The organism is Pantoea sp. paga (genome assembly GCF_007558755.1).
GTDB classification, from domain to species: domain Bacteria; phylum Pseudomonadota; class Gammaproteobacteria; order Enterobacterales; family Enterobacteriaceae; genus Pantoea; species Pantoea agglomerans.
The window spans coordinates 54748-71226 of record NZ_VLTF01000004.1 but is presented as its reverse complement, the minus strand read 5'-3'; the positions used below and the strand labels follow the sequence as shown (position 1 = coordinate 71226).

The following is a 16479-nucleotide window of genomic DNA, read 5'->3' as shown; positions in this document are numbered from 1 at the left end:
TGCTTTTACATTATTTTGAGATCCTTATTTATTTTGCAGCAGGAGCAAGCATGTTTAAGCCCGGAATGATGTTACTGGCACTGAGCGTTTCCATCGCCACTCAGGCGGCGACGGTGGATTTGCGGATACTGGAAACCACCGATTTGCACAGCAATATGATGGATTTCGACTATTACAAAGACACGCCAACCGAGAAGTTTGGTCTGGTGCGAACTGCCACGCTGATCCATGCCGCACGCCAGGAGGTGAAAAACAGCCTGCTGGTCGATAACGGCGACATCATTCAGGGCAGCCCGCTGGGTGACTACATGGCGGCCAAAGGATTACGTGAGGGCGAGATCCATCCGGTCTACAAGGCGCTCAACACGCTGGATTACAGTGTCGGTAACCTCGGTAATCATGAATTCAATTATGGCCTGCCCTACCTGAAAAAAGCGCTGGCAGGCGCGCGTTTTCCCTATGTGAACGCCAACGTGATTGATGTGAAGAGCGGCAAACCGCTGTTTACCCCTTACCTCATCAAATCCACTACGGTGGTTGATCGCGAAGGCAAGACGCAGACCCTGAAGATAGGTTATATCGGCTTTGTGCCGCCGCAGATCATGGTGTGGGATAAAGCCAACCTGCAGGGCAAGGTACGCGTCGATGACATCACCGAAACAGCACGCCGCTACGTGCCTGAGATGCGCGCGCAGGGCGCTGATGTGATTATTGCTATCCCCCACTCCGGCCTGAGCAGCGAGCCGTATCACACGATGGCGGAGAACTCGGTTTACTATCTCAGCCAGGTGGAAGGCATCAACGCCATCCTGTTTGGTCATGCGCATGCGGTCTTCCCCGGCAAGGAGTTTTCTGACATCAAGGGCGCAGATATCGCCAACGGCACCCTGAACGGTATTCCGGCGGTGATGCCAGGCATGTGGGGCGATCACCTTGGCGTGGTCGACCTGGTGCTGAACAATGAGGGCGGACGCTGGCAGGTGAGCAGCGGCAAAGCACAGGCGCGGCCAATCTATGACACCGCAGCGAAGAAATCGCTGGCGGCAGAGGATCCGGCGCTGGTGAAGGTACTGGCTGACGATCACCGCGCCACGCGGGAGTTTGTGGCGAAGCCCATCGGCAAGTCCGCCGATGTGATGTACAGCTATCTGTCGCTGGTACAGGACGATCCGACGGTACAGATCGTCAATAATGCCCAGCACGCCTACGTGGAACATTTCATTCAGGGCGATCCAGATCTGGGCCGCCTGCCAGTGCTCTCTGCTGCTGCGCCGTTTAAAGCGGGCGGACGTAAAAACGATCCGGCAAGCTATGTCGAAGTGGAGAAAGGCGCGTTGACCTTCCGTAACGCGGCCGACCTCTATCTCTATCCCAATACCCTGGTGGTCATGAAAGTCAGCGGTGCGCAGGTAAAAGAGTGGCTGGAGTGCTCAGCGGGCCAGTTTAATCAGATCGATCCCCACAGTACGAAAACGCAGTCGCTGATCAACTGGGATTTCCGCACCTATAACTTTGATGTGATTGACGGGGTTAATTACCAGATTGATGTGACCCAGCCCGCGCGCTACGACGCAGAGTGTCAGCTGATCCATCCTGAGGCCTCACGTATCCGTCAGCTTAGCTGGCAGGGTAAACCCGTCGATCCACAGGCGACCTTCCTGGTGGCGACCAATAACTATCGCGCTTACGGCGGCAAGTTTGCCGGCACCGGGGATAAATACATCGCCTTTGCCTCGCCGGATGAGAACCGTTCCGTGGTTGCAGCCTACATCAGCGCGGAAACCAAAGCGCACGGTGAAGTTCAGCCGAAGGCGGACAATAACTGGCGTCTGGCACCGATTACCTCATCCACCCCGCTCGACATTCAGTTTGAAACGGCACCGGGTGATAAAGCGACCGGATTTATTAAGCAGCATGCGCAATATCCGCTTCAGCCCAAAGGGACAGATGCGATCGGCTTTGCTCTGTGGCAGGTGAATTTACAGCAGAAATAAGGCGGGGGAAAACGCTGCAACCGGGGGGGTTGCAGCGTCCGGAATTACAGAATTTCCAGCAGTTCGACTTCGAAGATCAGGGTGCTGAATGGTGGGATAGAGGCACCCGCACCGCGCTCGCCATACGCGAGGTTCTGTGGGATCACCAGTTCCCATTTTGAGCCAACCGGCATCAGGGTCAGCGCTTCAATCCAGCCTGGGATCACGCCGCTTACCGGGAATTCCGCCGGTTCGCCACGGGCAACAGAGCTGTCGAATACGCTGCCGTCGATCAGTTTACCGGTGTAGTGAACGCGTACGCGATCCTGACGTGATGGGATTGGACCTTCGCCCTGCGTAATCACGCTGAACTGCAGGCCTGATTCGGTGCTGCTCACGCCTTCACGCTGCGCATGTTCCTGCAGGAACGCCTGACCTTCTGCGGCCATGGCTTCGGTGCGCTCACGACGCACGCCTTCAGCGCGTTCATGCACTTCACGCAGTGCGCGATGAACCACATCAACCGGTACGGCCGGCGAGTTCCCTTCCAGCGCGTCGCGCAGACCCGCGAGCAGTGCTTCTGGTTGCAGACCCTGCAGACCAGATTCCAGCAACTGCTGGCCAACCTGTAAACCAATACCGTAACTTGCTTGTGCTTCGACGCTGTCGAAAGAAGGGGTAGTCATCTTCGTTCCTTTCACTCTCGGATAAATTCGAACCGGCAGCATAGCAGCGCAGGCCGCTGGCGTAAAATGCCCTGCATCGCAGATGACTTTTGCCGGGGAAAGAGAAACAATAGAGCCGTCAATTTTATCAATGCTGGCAGGCACTTCGCGCCGGTATTGCCCATACTATAACTATCGGGGGGGATCACCCCCTCTGTAGCACACGAATAAGAGAGCAAACATGGGCCAGATAGCCCCACGACGCCGCAGGATGCGTGCAAAACATCTTGTATCCCGGCTGCAGACCTGGCTGGCCGCACGCAGGCTAAAGCAGCCTGCCGGAGAGGAGGAACCCCGCATGGCTTCAGACACGTCATCCCGCCTGCCGACATGGCTTCAGCGTATCTGGCATTTTACCGACCACATTCGCTGGATGGACCCGCTGCCTGCGCCGCACCGTCGTGGCATTGTGGCCGCACTGCTGGTGATGCTGGTGGCGTTCCTCTGGCCCGCCAGCACGCTGCGCTATCCGGTCGAGCAACCAGTCGCACCCCAGACGGAAAAAGAGGTGCCGATGCAGGCGGATATTTATGAGAACAACAGTAGTCGCCAGCCGTCATCCTCACCGTCTCAGCAGACGCCAAAAGCCGATTCTCAGGGCGAGTGGCGCAACCTGACCATCGCTTCCGGTCAGACGCTGGCGCAGCTGTTTCGTGATAACAGTCTGCCGGTCAATGATGTGTTTGCGATGGCGCGGGTGGAAGGCAGCGATCAGCCACTCAGCTCACTGAAAAGTGGTCAGCAGGTGAAAATCCGTCAGGATGCGCAGGGGGCTGTAACAGGGTTGACGGTCGATGGCACAAACGGCCCGGTGCTGTTTACACGTCAGCCAGACGGCAGCTTTATTCGCGCGCAGTAACGCGAACAGCGGCGATTGAAAGGCACAAAAACAAAAACGCCGGCACAGGGCCGGCGTTTGTGTAGTGCTCAGTTAATAATTAACCAGCAACTACTTTCACGATCAGTTTCGCGAATACTTCGCTGTGAACCTGGAAGTCCACTTCATGCTCACCGGTAGTGCGCAGAACGCCGTTCGGCAGACGAACTTCGCTCTTAGCCACTTCAACGCCTGCTGCAGTGACTGCATCAGCGATGTCGCGGGTACCGATTGAACCGAACAGTTTACCTTCATCGCCCGCTTTAGACGTGATGGTTACAGTGCCCAGTGCATTGATTTTCTCAGCGCGTGCAGTTGCTGCAGACTGAACGTCAGCCAGTTTGGCTTCCAGTTCAGCACGGCGTGCTTCGAAGAACTCAACGTTTTTCTTGGTAGCAGGAACAGCTTTGCCCTGTGGTACCAGGAAGTTACGAGCGTAGCCCGCTTTAACGTTAACCTGATCACCCAGGCTGCCCAGGTTTGCTACTTTATCAAGCAGAATAACTTGCATTACCTTATCCTCTTAAAGTCGTTAATGGACAGTTGCCGATTACTGATGACGATCAGTGTACGGCAGCAGAGACAGGTAACGCGCACGCTTGATGCAGCGAGCCAACTGACGCTGGTATTTTGCACGAGTACCGGTGATACGGCTCGGGACAATTTTACCGCTTTCGGTAATGTAGTTTTTCAACGTTGCGATGTCTTTGTAATCGATCTCAACAACGCCTTCCGCGGTGAAACGGCAGAACTTGCGACGACGGAAATAACGTGCCATTAGGCTAGTCTCCAGAATCTATCAATTCAATCTGCTCGGCATGGAACACCACTTTGCTCTGGCCATTTCGTGCCTGATGGCAACTAATGAAACCGTCGAGTGTGAGTTGCGTGCCGACCGTTATATGTTGAGTAATCACCTGATGGGCACTGCCGCTGATAATAACCGGCATACGACACCAGGCTTGCCGGTGAAACCCGGCCTCCTCCTGCACTGAGCGGTGCTCAAGCACGAACTGACAGTGAGGAATTCCTGACGGGCTAATTTTTCGAACCGGCGTCTTGCACACAGTGCCAGACAAGCGCAGTCGATTAACCGTCACGATGGATTACTCTTCAGAATCCCCAGCATCTGACTCATCAGCGGATTCGTTAGCAAAATCTTCGCGACGATCACGACGCTCATCTTTCGCTTTAACCATCGGTGATGCTTCAGTTACCGCGTTTTTAACGCGCATAACCATGCTACGGATAACGGCGTCGTTGAAGCGGAAGTTCGTTTCCAGCTCATCGATCGCTTCCTGCGGCGCTTCAACGTTCATCAGAACGTAATGCGCTTTGTGCAGTTTATTGATCGGGTAAGCCAGCTGACGGCGGCCCCAGTCTTCCAGACGGTGAATCGTGCCTTCTGCACCAGTGATAGCACCAGTGTAACGCTCGATCATGCCAGGAACCTGTTCGCTCTGGTCAGGATGAACCATAAATACGATTTCGTAATGACGCATCGAAATTGCTCCTTACGGATTATTCAGCCTCCTGTCGGGGTCAACCGCGGCCCATGGAAGCAAGGAACGTTATAGGCTGTGTCCCACAAAGGTTCGTTGTGACGAGCGTTTGTGGGACACAGCCTGAGAATGCGGCTGAAAAATTGACGCGTAATCATACTGGCGGCAACGGCTAAACTCAAGCGCGCATTTCAACAAATGCCATCCGGCGTGCCATATACGGTAGCTTTTCGTGCTAATCATGTGAATACAGCGCGTTAAGCGGGAAAGGTTCAAAAAAGCTGATAAAGAGGTTCAGGCGGACGATCTGGCGATAATGTGCACAGTCGCTAAACTTAATGCAGACGTTGCGGTTTGGCTTATCGGCGTCTAACAGAGTGTGTTCCCTGAAGTGAGGAGTCGGGCATGAAAACGTTCGTCATCGCCACTTTACTGGGTCTCTTCCTGTCTCCACCCGCTCTTGCCAGCAATGCTGACTGTGCGCAGCAGATAAGAAGTCACAGCAGCGAAGCGGCATCGGGTTATATCTACGTTAATCGGCTGGATGCGCCACAAAAGAACCCGGTCAACGCGCCTGCCAGAGCAGCAGAGAAATCGTCTGCGCACTGGTAAGTGCCGGTAAGTTTACGGGCGGCAGATTCACTCTCCGCCCGTTCATTTTTTATAGCTGCTGTTTAAAAAAGCTGACCAGCGCCGTCAATGCTGATGGCGTGATCTTATGTCCAATCTGTTTTTCCGACAGCGAAGTCAGATGCTGCGCCAGCCCGTTGTCACGCAGCGCCCTCTCCAGCCGGACGCTCTCCGCCCAGGGCACCACCTCATCCGCCTCACCATGCCACAACAGCAGCGGACGGTTTGCCAGTGCCTCCAGCCGGTTGCAGGGATCGTAGTCCGCCAGCGGTGCCATGCGGGCAGCAAACTGCGCTTGCTGCTCAGGCGTGTCGGCCACCAGCGGCGGAAACAGCGACTGACTGAGCTGCATAAAATAGCCCGATCCCATCAGGCAGGCGACGCTTTGAATCTGCGGATAACGCGCCATCGCGCCCAGCGCCGTCATGCCGCCCATCGACGCGCCCGCCACCGCAAAGCGCTCGCCGGCGATCAGATCGTCAGCGCGCAGCGCCGACTCCAGCAGCGGCAGCTCATCAATGTTCTGTTTCAGAATCTCCCAGAAGCGGCCAAGGCGTGCATCGGCATCGCCGTGATAGCGCGCGCCGTGCAGATCCGCATCCGGCATCACCGCCCGGAACCCCGCCTGAGCCAGCGCGACAGCGAAGTAGGCGTAGACCTCTTTTGAAGAGGTAAAGCCGTGATAAAACAGCACGGTAGGCAGTGGCTGATGCCGTTGTCCGGCAGGCGTGGCGTGCAGGCATTCGATACCGGCCAGCGTTTCTGTGGTGAGTTCAATCATGGTCTCTCCTGAGAAGGGGCAAGGCGTGCCGATTGAGTGTACGTCTGCGGGTTAATTTACGAAATCCCCTGCTGCGTTTAGTCGCCAGATTTCGGCCTAAACTTTTCCCGCGCTTTGCCGTTGATGTTGTGTCCCCCTAATTTGATCAAAGGTAATTTATGAAGCGTCTCTCTCTCAGCGGCCTGAGTCTTGGAGTTAAGCTGTCTGTACTGACGTCTTTCAGCGTAGCGCTATTGTTGCTGGTTCTGACGCTGACCCAGAGCCACACCGCCTCGCGGCAGCTGGAAAATCTCGCCATCGATGACATGCAGAACCAGGTGCAGGGCATCAGTGAAATGGCCACCATGTTCAATGCTACCCTCACCGAAGAGGTGGCTCACTACACCAGTCTGTTTACCAGCTTCCTGCCTAAGCGTTTTAGCCTGGATGAAGGCTCCCGGGTGCAGGTCGGCGCCTTTTCGACGCCGGTGCTGCGCGCCGGGTTAAAAACGCTGAACCTCGACCAGACCGCGGTAGACGATTTCACCGAACGCACCGCCGCTGTGGCGACCATTTTTGTACGCGACGGCGATGATTTTATCCGTATTTCCACCTCGCTGAAAAAGCAGGATGGCAGTCGCGCGATCGGTACGCAGCTTGACCGCAACGGCGCCGCCTGGAAAAGCGTCAGTCAGGGCGACGTCTATCAGGGACTGGCGACGCTGTTCGGCCATCGCTACATCACACAATATCAGCCGGTAAAAGATGAGAGTGGCAAGGTCGTCGCCATCCTGTTTGTCGGCGTTGGCATTGATAAGCAGTATGCGCTGATGCGTGAAAAAATCCTGGCACGCAAGCTGGGTGATAGTGGTCATTTCTTTGTGCTCAACGGCACCCCCGGCAAGACGCAGGGAGTGTATCTTTTCGATCAGCACGACGAAGGAAAACGACCCGCCTGGGATGACGCGACACTCCAGCCGCTGCTGACTCAGCCGCAGGGCATGCTGCAGGCAGAGATCAACGGCGAGCACCAGATTCTGGCCTGGCAGCAGCTGCCGGGCTGGAACTGGGTGATCGCCGGCGAAGTTAACCGGGCCAGCCTGCTCGCCCCGATTACGCATAGCCGTAACCTGTTCCTGATAACCGGACTGATTCTGGTGGTGGTTTTTGCGCTGGGGTTTGTCTGGTACAGCCGTCGGGCGATTACCCGTCCGCTGCAGCAGGTGATCCATCTGGCGGAGCAGTATGCCGCCGGGAATCTGCAGGTCCATATGGATACCCAGCGTCGCGATGAAGTGGGCCAGTTGATCGTTGCGATCAACGGCATTGGCGATGGCCTTGAGAAAATCGTCAGCCAGGTGCGCGGCGCGGCGCAGGAGATCAGCGACGGCACGGACACCATCGCGGCCAGCAGTCATAACATCAGCGAGCAGATCGGACGTCAGGCCAGCAGTGTGGAACAGACCTCCGCCAGCATGGAGCAGTTTGGCGCAACGGTTGAACACACCGCAGACAGCCTGCGTCAGGCGATGTCACTGGTGGCCGAAGCCAGCGATATCGTCAGTCACGGCAGCCAGACGGTGGTGCGCTCGGTCAACACCATGTCGGCAATTAAGGTTTCATCACAAAGCATTGCGGATATCACCCACGTGATTGAGTCGATCGCCTTTCAGACCAATATCCTGGCGCTGAACGCCGCCGTTGAAGCGGCACGTGCCGGGGAACAGGGCCGTGGCTTTGCCGTGGTGGCTGCAGAAGTGCGTGCGCTGGCACAGCGTTCTGCGCAGGCCGCTAAAGAGATTGATGGACTGATTGCGACCTCCATCAGCAATGTGGCGGAAGGCCATCAGTTATCTGAGCAGACGCGCGATGCGATGAGCGACATTGTGACCCACATCGAGCAGGTGCAGGCGCTGATGGGCGAGATCAACGTCGCGGCGCAGCAGCAGGCGGCAGGCATCGGCCAGGTTAATCTGGCGATGAACCAGATCAGCCAGGCGACTCACCAGAACAGCGAACTGGTGACACAGGCGGAAAACAGCGCGCAGAACCTGAGTGATAAAGGGCATCACCTGACCCAGCTGGTCAGTGTATTCAGCCTTAAATCCTGACGCCATTCAGGGCGATGGCATACACTTAATGCTTCGTCCTGAAAGAGGGTTTTGCTATGCGTTTCGCTTATTTACTGATGATAAGCCTGCTGCTGGCAGGCTGTTCCGCGCTTGATACCACGCCAAAAGCACCGCCCGCGCCGACGCAACAGGCGCAGGAAATTTCACGGGCGCAGAGTGGCGGTTTGCCGAAGCTGGGCAATATTACCGTTAACGTGCGTGGCTCACCGGATGATGCCGGGCGGGCCGTGGCCGCCCGGGCTAACCAGGCTGGTGCGGCTTACTATCAGATCGTGGCGCTGAGTGAAACAGTGATGCCCGGTCTCTGGTACGCCAGCGCGATTCTTTACGGCGCATCACCTGCCACAGGCGCGGGCCAGTAAACGGTCTGTGATTGCTGTCTCAAGCGGGCGGGAGCCACGTCGATCGAGCCACTGCTGGCACCAGGCATCTGCCAGCGGTGGTTCGCCATATTTCAGTAGCTGAGCGCCTGTCGCAAGCTGCAGCAGCGTGCGGGTCACCTCGCTCGCCTGCTCTTCGGGGACGTTGCTCATTCGCAGCCGTAACTGACGCCAGCGCGCATCGAAATGACGATTACTCCCTTTCACCGCTTCAAATTCCTGACTCAGCATCTCCGAAACCTCTGCCTGACGGGTGAGCACGCGCAGTACGTCAAGACACATCACGTTGCCCGACCCTTCCCAGATGCGGTTGACCGGTATGTCACGATAGAGGCGCGGCAGCTCGCTCGCTTCGCAGTAGCCGATGCCCCCCAGCACTTCCATCGACTCCGCGACGAACGGGGCACCCGCTTTGCAGATCTGATATTTTGCAGCCGGAGTTAATAAGCGGGCAAACGTGACCTCATGCGGTTTTGCCGGTTGTGACCAGGCGCGCGCCAGCCGCATCAGCAGCGCAGTTTGCCCCTCCAGCTGCAGCGCCTGCTGTGCCAGAACCTGACGCATCAGCGGCTGATCCACCAGGTTTTTCCCCATCACCTGGCGCTGATGTGCATGCCAGAGTGCCACCGAGAATGCACGCCGCATCTGGCCATGACTGCCAAGTGCGCAGTCGAAGCGCGTCATACCGCCCATTTTAAGGATCAGCCGCACGCCTTCGCCCTCTTCTCCCAGCAGCCAGCCGGTCGCATCGCGAAACTCCACCTCACAACTGGCATTTGAGCGATTACCCAGCTTATCTTTAAGCTGCTCAAGCTGGATGGCGTTGCGTGACCCGTCAGGCAACAGGCGCGGCAGGAAGAAACAGCTTAATCCGGCCGGCGTCTGCGCCAGCACCAGATGCGCATCGCTCTGCGGCACCGAGAAGAACCATTTGTGGCCGGTCAGCCGGTAGGCTTCACCCGGGCCGCGCGCGCCCAGCGGCTCGGCCCGGGTGGTGCTGGTGAGCAGATCGCTGCCGCCCTGTTTTTCCGTCATGCCCATACCGATCAGCAGACCCCGCTTCTGGTCGCCGGGCTGCGCATGGGTGTCGTAACGATCACTGAGCAGCGGATCGAGCCAGCCTTCGAACGCGGCGGGCAGATAAGTCTGCAGCAGTGGAATGGCCGCGTGCGTCATGGTCACCGGGCAAAGCGTGCCCGCTTCAACCTGCGCATGCAGAATAAAGCGCGCAGCCCGCGCCACGCTGGCCTGTTCACGTACTGTGGGGTGCCAGCTGAGATTGTGCAGGCGGCTGGCGCAGACACCCTGCATCAGCAGGTGCCAGGCGGGGTGAAAACGGACTTCATCCAGCCGTACGCCACGGGCGTCGTAGCGCAGCAGTTCCGGTGGCTCCGCATTGGCGAGCCGGCCCAGCTCCAGCGACTCGGCGCTGCCCAGCTGTAGGCCTACGGAAGCCAGCCATTCCCGGTCCCATCCGGCGCCTTCGCGTGACAGTGCCTCGCCGAGCGGCGTATCAGACAGGAACAGGTTGCTGTTGCTCAGAGGATGGGGCTGATTAAAAACGGTGTGTGTTGTCCAGGTCATAACCACTCCTCGCGGATGTCACTCAGTAAGTATACCCGTCGTCTTTCAAGCTGCATTTTTGTTGGCTGCGTTCACTCACCCGAATCACTTACTCATGTAAGCTCATCGGGATTCGTTCTCTTGCCGCCTCAATGCAACCCGAAATCCTTTGGGTATATACGAATGACGCGCAGTTATGCCTGGTACAGAAACTAATTTGTGGCGAAGATCACAACAGGGATCAGGCGTTGCGCTGACGCACCGCTTCAAACAGGCAGACACCCGTTGCAACCGAGACATTCAGCGAAGAGACGCTGCCCGCCATCGGAATGCTGATCAGCTCATCGCAATGCTCACGGGTCAGACGACGCATGCCTTCCCCTTCCGCGCCCATCACCAGCGCCATCGGACCGGTCATTTTGCTCTGGAAGACAGTATGATCAGCTTCACCTGCGGTACCGACAACCCAGATGTTGTACTCCTGCAGCAGACGCAGGGTACGTGCCAGGTTGGTGACGCGGATCAACGGCACATTTTCTGCCGCGCCGCTGGCCACTTTTTTGGCCGTTGCATTCAGGGGCGCAGAGCGATCTTTCGGCACGATAATCGCGTGAACACCGGCCGCATCGGCACTGCGCAGGCAGGCACCCAGATTGTGCGGATCGGTGACCCCGTCCAGCACCAGCAGGAAGGGTTTGTCCAGGCTCTGCAGCAGATCCGGCAGATCGCCTTCCTGATACTGACGACCCGGTTTTACCCGCGCCACAATACCCTGATGTACACCGCCTTCAACCTGGCTGTCGAGCCACTTACGCTCGGCCAGCTGAATCACGACCCCCTGAGCTTCCAGCGCGGCGACCACGGGTTGCAGGCGACGATCGTCGCGGCCTTTGAGGATAAAGACTTCCTGGAAACGTTGTGGATCACGTTCCAGCAGCGCCTGCACGGCATGGATACCAAAAATAATTTCGCTCATCGATCTGCTCAGTGTTTGGAAATGAATGAATTACCGCCCTTTCTCAGTGAGAAAGGGCGGGTGCGCGCATCAGTCAGGCTGCGCCTTTTTTCTGGCGCGCTTCGCCCGGGTGGCGGCGGCGATTTTACGGGTTTTTTCCGAGACGTTTTTACTTTTATTCTCGGTATTTGCAGCGGCGGGCTTACCCTTGTCGCCCCGGAAAGCGGCGTCCGGCTCGAAGTTGGACTTCTTGCTCGCATCACGACGGCGTTTCGCTGGCGCTTTGTCGTCACGCTTCGCCCGGTCACGTGCGGTTTTGCCTTCACCACGTACCTGACGCTGGCTGGAGATCAGGGCAAAGTCGATTTTACGCTCATCCATATGGACGGCTTCAACACGCACTTCAACCGTGTCACCCAGACGATAGGTGCGACCGCCCGATTCACCGATCAGACGCTGACCTACCGGGTCAAAACGGTAGTAATCGTTGTCGAGTGTCGAAACGTGGACCAGTCCATCAATGAACAGATCGCTTAAGCGTACAAAGAAGCCAAATCCGGTCACGCTGGAGATGACGCCGTTGAAGACGTTGCCAACCTGATCCTGCATGAAGTCACACTTGAGCCAGTCCGCGACGTCACGGGTCGCTTCATCGGCGCGGCGTTCGGTCAGAGAACAGTGCAGGCCCAGTTGCAGCATCTGCGGCATGTCGTAGTGATAGCCACCGGTTGCTGTCGTCATATCTTTGGCGACGCTGCGATCTCTCGGCATCAGGTATTTAATAGCGCGCTGTACCAGGCCTTTACCTTCATCCTGCTCTTTTGCCAGCAGATATTTGATGGCGCGATGCAGCGTCAGATCCGGGTAACGACGGATTGGCGAGGTAAAGTGCGCATACGACGAGAGTGCCAGACCAAAGTGACCACGGTTTTCCGGGTCGTAAACGGCCTGCTTCATCGAACGCAGCAGCATGGTTTGCAGCATTTCCGCATCAGGACGATCGGCAACCTGCTTCAGCAGCGCCGCATAGTCGATTGGCTGCGGTTTGTTGCCGCCAGGCAGACTCAGTCCCAGCTCGTTGAGCACGGTACGGAAGCTCTTGATGCTTTCGTCAGTCGGGCGATCGTGATCGCGGAACAGCGCCGGTTCCTGATTTTTCTCAACGAAGCGTGCCGAGGCGATGTTCGCCAGGATCATGCACTCTTCGATCAGCTTATGAGCGTCATTACGTGACACACGCTCAACACGCTCAATACGGCGCTCGGCGTTGAAGATAAACTTCGCCTCTTCCGTTTCAAACGAGATACCGCCGCGCTCTTCACGAGCGGCTTCCAGCGCATGATAGAGGTTGTTCAGCTCTTCAAGGTCTTTAACCAGCGGCGCATACTGCTGACGCAGCTCTTTGTCGCCCTGCAGGATGTTCCAGACTTTGTTGTAGGTCAGACGCGCATGGGAGTTCATCACCGCTTCGTAGTGCTTAAAGCCGGTCAGTTTACCTTTGGTCGAGATGGTCATCTCGCACACCATGCAGAGGCGATCGACCTGCGGGTTAAGCGAACATAAGCCATTCGACAGCACTTCCGGCAGCATCGGCACAACCTGCGACGGGAAGTAGACCGAGGTTCCGCGCTGATGCGCTTCGTCATCCAGTGGAGTGCCAGGACGGACGTAATAGCTGACATCCGCGATAGCCACCCACAGGCGCCATCCGCCACCGCGCTTCTTCTCACAGTAAACAGCATCATCAAAGTCACGGGCATCTTCACCATCGATGGTGACCAGCGGCAGCTTACGCAGATCGACGCGGCCTTTTTTGGCCTCTTCCGGGACTTCTTCTTTCAGCTTGCTGACCTGAGCTTCCACTTCCGGCGGCCAGGTGTGCGGGATTTCATGCGTACGCAGCGCCATATCTACGGCCAGGCTGGTGCCCATATCATCGCCCAGAATCTCGGCGATTTTACCGATCGCTTTGCTGCGACGGTTCGGACGCTGGACCAGCTCAACCACCACCACGGAACCCATGCGGGCATTCATCGTCTCTTCAGGCGGGATGAGGATGTCAAAACTCAGGCGACTATCGTCCGGCACCACGAAGCCGGCACCGGCATCGGTAAAGTAACGGCCAACGATCTGATTGTTGCGGGGTTCCTGCACCCGGACCACGCGCGCTTCGCGGCGGCCTTTGCGATCGGCACCCAGCGGCTGCGCCAGGATCACGTCACCATGCATACAGAATTTCATCTGTTCTGCGGAAAGGTAGAGGTCATCTTTCTGACCTTCTGCCCGCAGGAAGCCGTAGCCGTCGCGGTGGCCAATGACTTTACCGCGCAGGAGATCAAGACGTTCAGGCAGGGCATAACACTGACGGCGGGTGAACACCAGCTGACCATCACGCTCCATGGCGCGAAGGCGGCGACGCAGCGCCTCAAGGTGTTCTTCTTCCTGCAGATTCATCTCTTCAGCCAGCTCTTCACGGCTGGCCGGTTTTTCACGTTTTTCTAACAGAGCCAGAATAAATTCACGGCTCGGAATAGGATTTTCGTATTTTTCAGCTTCTCTATCCTGAAAAGGATCTTTTGACATAGCGGTTCCTCCGATGTCATTTAATATTTATTTCCACCGGCGATCTGGACAAGATGATCTCATAAAGTGGTGTATTTCCTTCGACCAGATCTGCCAACGTATAGCTATCCAGTTCCTGCAAAAATCGCTGCACCGCATCATGTAACGCCTGCTTCAGACGACAGGCTGGCGAGATGGAACAGGACGCGCAATCCACTAATTGTAGTGGTTCCATCTTACGTACCACGTCGCCAATGACAATCTGACGAGCTGGCATACCCAGACGAATGCCCCCGTTTTTACCACGCGTTGCGGCGACATAGCCCGCCCGGCTCAGCTGATTGATGATTTTGACCATATGATTACGGGACAAACCATAAGTGTTTGTCACTTCCGTAATATTGGTCTGCTGACCTTCCGGCAACGATGCCAGATAAATCAGTGCCCGTAAGCCATAATCAGTAAAACTCGTGAGCTGCACAGTAACCTCAGTGAACCTTCAGACGCGGCGTGACCTTATCCGCCCTGTGATTGATGCCAGGATTAAATCGGATCGCCATTCGATTAGCTACGATGATAAACCAGAGTCTGTCTGGCCGTGCGCTTTTTTAAGCCAGCAGAAGGTTTGACAAGCGAAGGGAGGTTAAGTGGCATCAAAGAATGGAAAAACAAGGGCCGGACAACGTCCGGCCTGAATGATTACGCGTCGAACGGGTCGCGCAGAATCATTGTTTCACTGCGGTCAGGGCCGGTAGAGATGATATCAATCGGCACACCTGTTACCTCTTCCACACGCTTGATGTAGTCACGCGCGGCCTGAGGCAAACCTTCCAGCGTCTTGACGCCAAACGTTGTCTCGCTCCAGCCTGGCAGGGTTTCGTAGATCGGCTCAATGCCTTCCCAGTTCTCTGCCGCCAGTGGCGTGGTGGTCACTTCGCGGCCATCAGGCATACGGTAAGCCACACAGATCTTCACCTCTTTCAGGCCATCCAGCACGTCCAGCTTGGTCATGCAGAAACCTGACAGGGAGTTAATCTGGACCGCGCGGCGAACCGCTACCGCATCCAGCCAGCCGGTACGACGACGACGACCGGTGGTCGCACCAAACTCATTACCCTGCGCACAGAGGAATTCGCCGGTTTCATCGAACAGCTCGGTCGGGAACGGGCCTGCGCCAACGCGGGTTGAGTAAGCTTTCACAATACCCAGCACGTAGTCGACATAACGCGGGCCAATGCCTGAACCGGTCGCTACGCCACCTGCGGTGGTGTTGGATGAGGTCACGTACGGATAGGTACCGTGATCGATATCCAGCAGCGTACCCTGCGCGCCTTCAAACATAATCAGATCGCCACGCTTACGCGCGACGTCCAGCAGTTCAGAGACGTCAACGACCATGCCAGTCAGGATGTCAGCGACTTCCATCACATCACTCAGGACTTTATCGAAGTCGACTGCCGGCTCTTTGTAGTACTCCACCAGCTGGAAGTTGTAGAAATCGACCACTTCTTTCAGCTTGGCAGCAAAGGTTTCTTTGTTGAACAGGTCGCTGACGCGCAGTGCACGGCGAGCGACTTTATCTTCATAAGCCGGTCCGATGCCACGACCAGTAGTACCAATCGCTTTGGCGCCACGAGCACGTTCACGCGCCATATCCATCGCAACATGATATTGCAGGATCAGCGGACAGGCTTCAGAAATCAGCAGACGTTCACGTACCGGAATCCCGCGCGCTTCCAGGCCTTTCATCTCTTTCATTAAGGCTTCAGGAGAGAGCACTACGCCGTTACCAATGATGCTGGTGACGTTATCGCGCAGAATGCCAGAAGGGATCAGGTGGAGGACGGTTTTTTCACCGTTGATGACAAGCGTGTGGCCCGCATTGTGGCCGCCTTGATAACGCACAACGTAATTCGCGCGCTCAGTCAGAAGGTCTACAATCTTACCTTTACCTTCGTCACCCCATTGGGTGCCCAGTACGACGACGTTCTTACCCATTTCTCAAAATCACCGATTGCTTAAAAAAGGATTCTACCATCTGATCCCGTGGTTTTCAGCACTTTTAGCATACGATTGCGCGCTTTTTTGCCTGAGTTTTGATCACTACAACATGTTGGGGATAATAGCGTTGAAAGGCACAATTTAGCCGGTCTGAACGTGAGCCTCAGAGGTTGCCGTGCAGGCTGAGCATGCAGTAAATCACCATACCAGCAACGACCAGCCCGCCACCAAAGCGGTGCAGCAGACGATCGGGCAATCGCGTCATCGTCAGGATCATGCGTCGCCAGGCGCGCGGCATAAACATCGGTCCCAACCCTTCCAGCACTAACACCAGCGCCAGCGCCATCCAGATGCTTGTTTTCATTCTGATACCCAAAAAAAAGGGCCGACAACATTGTCGGCCCACAGGTTATATCAGT

At 56.5% G+C, this 16479-nt stretch carries 17 protein-coding genes; 5 read left to right on the top strand and 12 right to left on the bottom strand.

Translation table 11 applies throughout. The annotated features are described in order from the left end of the window. Positions 1-50: 50 nt before the first annotated feature. Complete coding sequence (locus FOV68_RS12985) at positions 51-1994, top strand: bifunctional 2',3'-cyclic-nucleotide 2'-phosphodiesterase/3'-nucleotidase (RefSeq protein ID WP_143991032.1); 1944 nt, start codon at positions 51-53, stop codon at positions 1992-1994. Positions 1995-2038: 44 nt separating this feature from the next. On the opposite strand, the gene fklB is transcribed toward FOV68_RS12985, so the two are convergent. Next, positions 2039-2659 (bottom strand): FKBP-type peptidyl-prolyl cis-trans isomerase, encoded by a 621-nt coding sequence (fklB, locus tag FOV68_RS12980; RefSeq protein ID WP_010256433.1) that lies wholly within the window; start codon positions 2657-2659, stop codon positions 2039-2041. Between the two features lie 220 nt (positions 2660-2879). On the opposite strand from fklB, the gene FOV68_RS12975 reads away from it, so the two are divergent. Further along, complete coding sequence (locus FOV68_RS12975; protein ID WP_155740537.1) at positions 2880-3557, top strand: LysM-like peptidoglycan-binding domain-containing protein; 678 nt, start codon at positions 2880-2882, stop codon at positions 3555-3557. 79 nt (positions 3558-3636) lie between these two features. Here the strand turns inward: FOV68_RS12975 and rplI are convergent, their stop codons facing one another. From rplI to rpsF, 4 genes are read right to left on the bottom strand one after another with little or no spacing between them, the layout of a single operon-like run. Then, a complete protein-coding gene (gene rplI / locus FOV68_RS12970) occupies positions 3637-4086 on the bottom strand; it encodes a 50S ribosomal protein L9 (protein WP_031592745.1) in 450 nt (149 codons plus the stop codon). A 39-nt stretch (positions 4087-4125) separates the two neighbouring features. After that, entirely contained in the window at positions 4126-4353 is a 228-nt protein-coding gene (rpsR, locus tag FOV68_RS12965; protein WP_002210155.1) for a 30S ribosomal protein S18, read from the bottom strand. Between the two features lie 4 nt (positions 4354-4357). Beyond that, complete coding sequence (gene priB, locus FOV68_RS12960) at positions 4358-4675, bottom strand: primosomal replication protein N (protein ID WP_031592744.1); 318 nt, start codon at positions 4673-4675, stop codon at positions 4358-4360. 6 nt (positions 4676-4681) lie between these two features. Next, positions 4682-5077: a 30S ribosomal protein S6 gene (gene rpsF, locus FOV68_RS12955; RefSeq protein WP_003855334.1), complete on the bottom strand. Its 396-nt coding sequence runs from the start codon at positions 5075-5077 to the stop codon at positions 4682-4684. A gap of 405 nt (positions 5078-5482) precedes the next feature. Here rpsF and FOV68_RS12950 point away from each other — a divergent pair, with 405 nt between their 5' ends. Then, the gene (locus FOV68_RS12950) at positions 5483-5689 is read left to right on the top strand and encodes a hypothetical protein (RefSeq protein ID WP_010256150.1); all 207 of its coding nucleotides are present in this window, start codon (positions 5483-5485) and stop codon (positions 5687-5689) included. A gap of 49 nt (positions 5690-5738) precedes the next feature. Here the strand turns inward: FOV68_RS12950 and yjfP are convergent, their stop codons facing one another. After that, complete coding sequence (gene yjfP / locus FOV68_RS12945; RefSeq protein WP_064704059.1) at positions 5739-6488, bottom strand: esterase; 750 nt, start codon at positions 6486-6488, stop codon at positions 5739-5741. A 158-nt stretch (positions 6489-6646) separates the two neighbouring features. Here yjfP and FOV68_RS12940 point away from each other — a divergent pair, with 158 nt between their 5' ends. Both FOV68_RS12940 and bsmA read left to right on the top strand, forming a co-directional pair. After that, positions 6647-8578, top strand: coding sequence for a methyl-accepting chemotaxis protein (locus tag FOV68_RS12940; protein ID WP_031592742.1), 1932 nt, complete (start codon positions 6647-6649; stop codon positions 8576-8578). A 56-nt stretch (positions 8579-8634) separates the two neighbouring features. Continuing rightward, positions 8635-8961, top strand: a complete 327-nt coding sequence (gene bsmA / locus FOV68_RS12935; RefSeq protein WP_115387135.1) for a biofilm peroxide resistance protein BsmA — start codon at positions 8635-8637, stop codon at positions 8959-8961. Here bsmA and FOV68_RS12930 read toward each other — a convergent pair. From FOV68_RS12930 to FOV68_RS12905, 6 genes are all read right to left on the bottom strand, one after another. Continuing rightward, on the bottom strand, positions 8935-10563 hold the full coding sequence (locus FOV68_RS12930) for an isovaleryl-CoA dehydrogenase (protein ID WP_143991031.1): 1629 nt from the start codon (positions 10561-10563) through the stop codon (positions 8935-8937). The two genes, bsmA and FOV68_RS12930, sit on opposite strands and share 27 nt — an antisense overlap. 220 nt (positions 10564-10783) lie before the next feature. After that, the gene (gene rlmB, locus FOV68_RS12925; RefSeq protein WP_010699804.1) at positions 10784-11518 is read right to left on the bottom strand and encodes a 23S rRNA (guanosine(2251)-2'-O)-methyltransferase RlmB; all 735 of its coding nucleotides are present in this window, start codon (positions 11516-11518) and stop codon (positions 10784-10786) included. Between the two features lie 69 nt (positions 11519-11587). After that, a complete protein-coding gene (gene rnr, locus FOV68_RS12920) occupies positions 11588-14080 on the bottom strand; it encodes a ribonuclease R (protein WP_010256132.1) in 2493 nt (830 codons plus the stop codon). 16 nt (positions 14081-14096) lie between these two features. Next, positions 14097-14540: a nitric oxide-sensing transcriptional repressor NsrR gene (nsrR, locus tag FOV68_RS12915; RefSeq protein WP_031592739.1), complete on the bottom strand. Its 444-nt coding sequence runs from the start codon at positions 14538-14540 to the stop codon at positions 14097-14099. Positions 14541-14758: 218 nt separating this feature from the next. Beyond that, positions 14759-16057, bottom strand: coding sequence for an adenylosuccinate synthase (locus tag FOV68_RS12910; protein ID WP_031592738.1), 1299 nt, complete (start codon positions 16055-16057; stop codon positions 14759-14761). 166 nt (positions 16058-16223) lie between these two features. Next, positions 16224-16424: a DUF2065 domain-containing protein gene (locus tag FOV68_RS12905; protein WP_010256126.1), complete on the bottom strand. Its 201-nt coding sequence runs from the start codon at positions 16422-16424 to the stop codon at positions 16224-16226. Positions 16425-16479 lie beyond the last annotated feature (55 nt).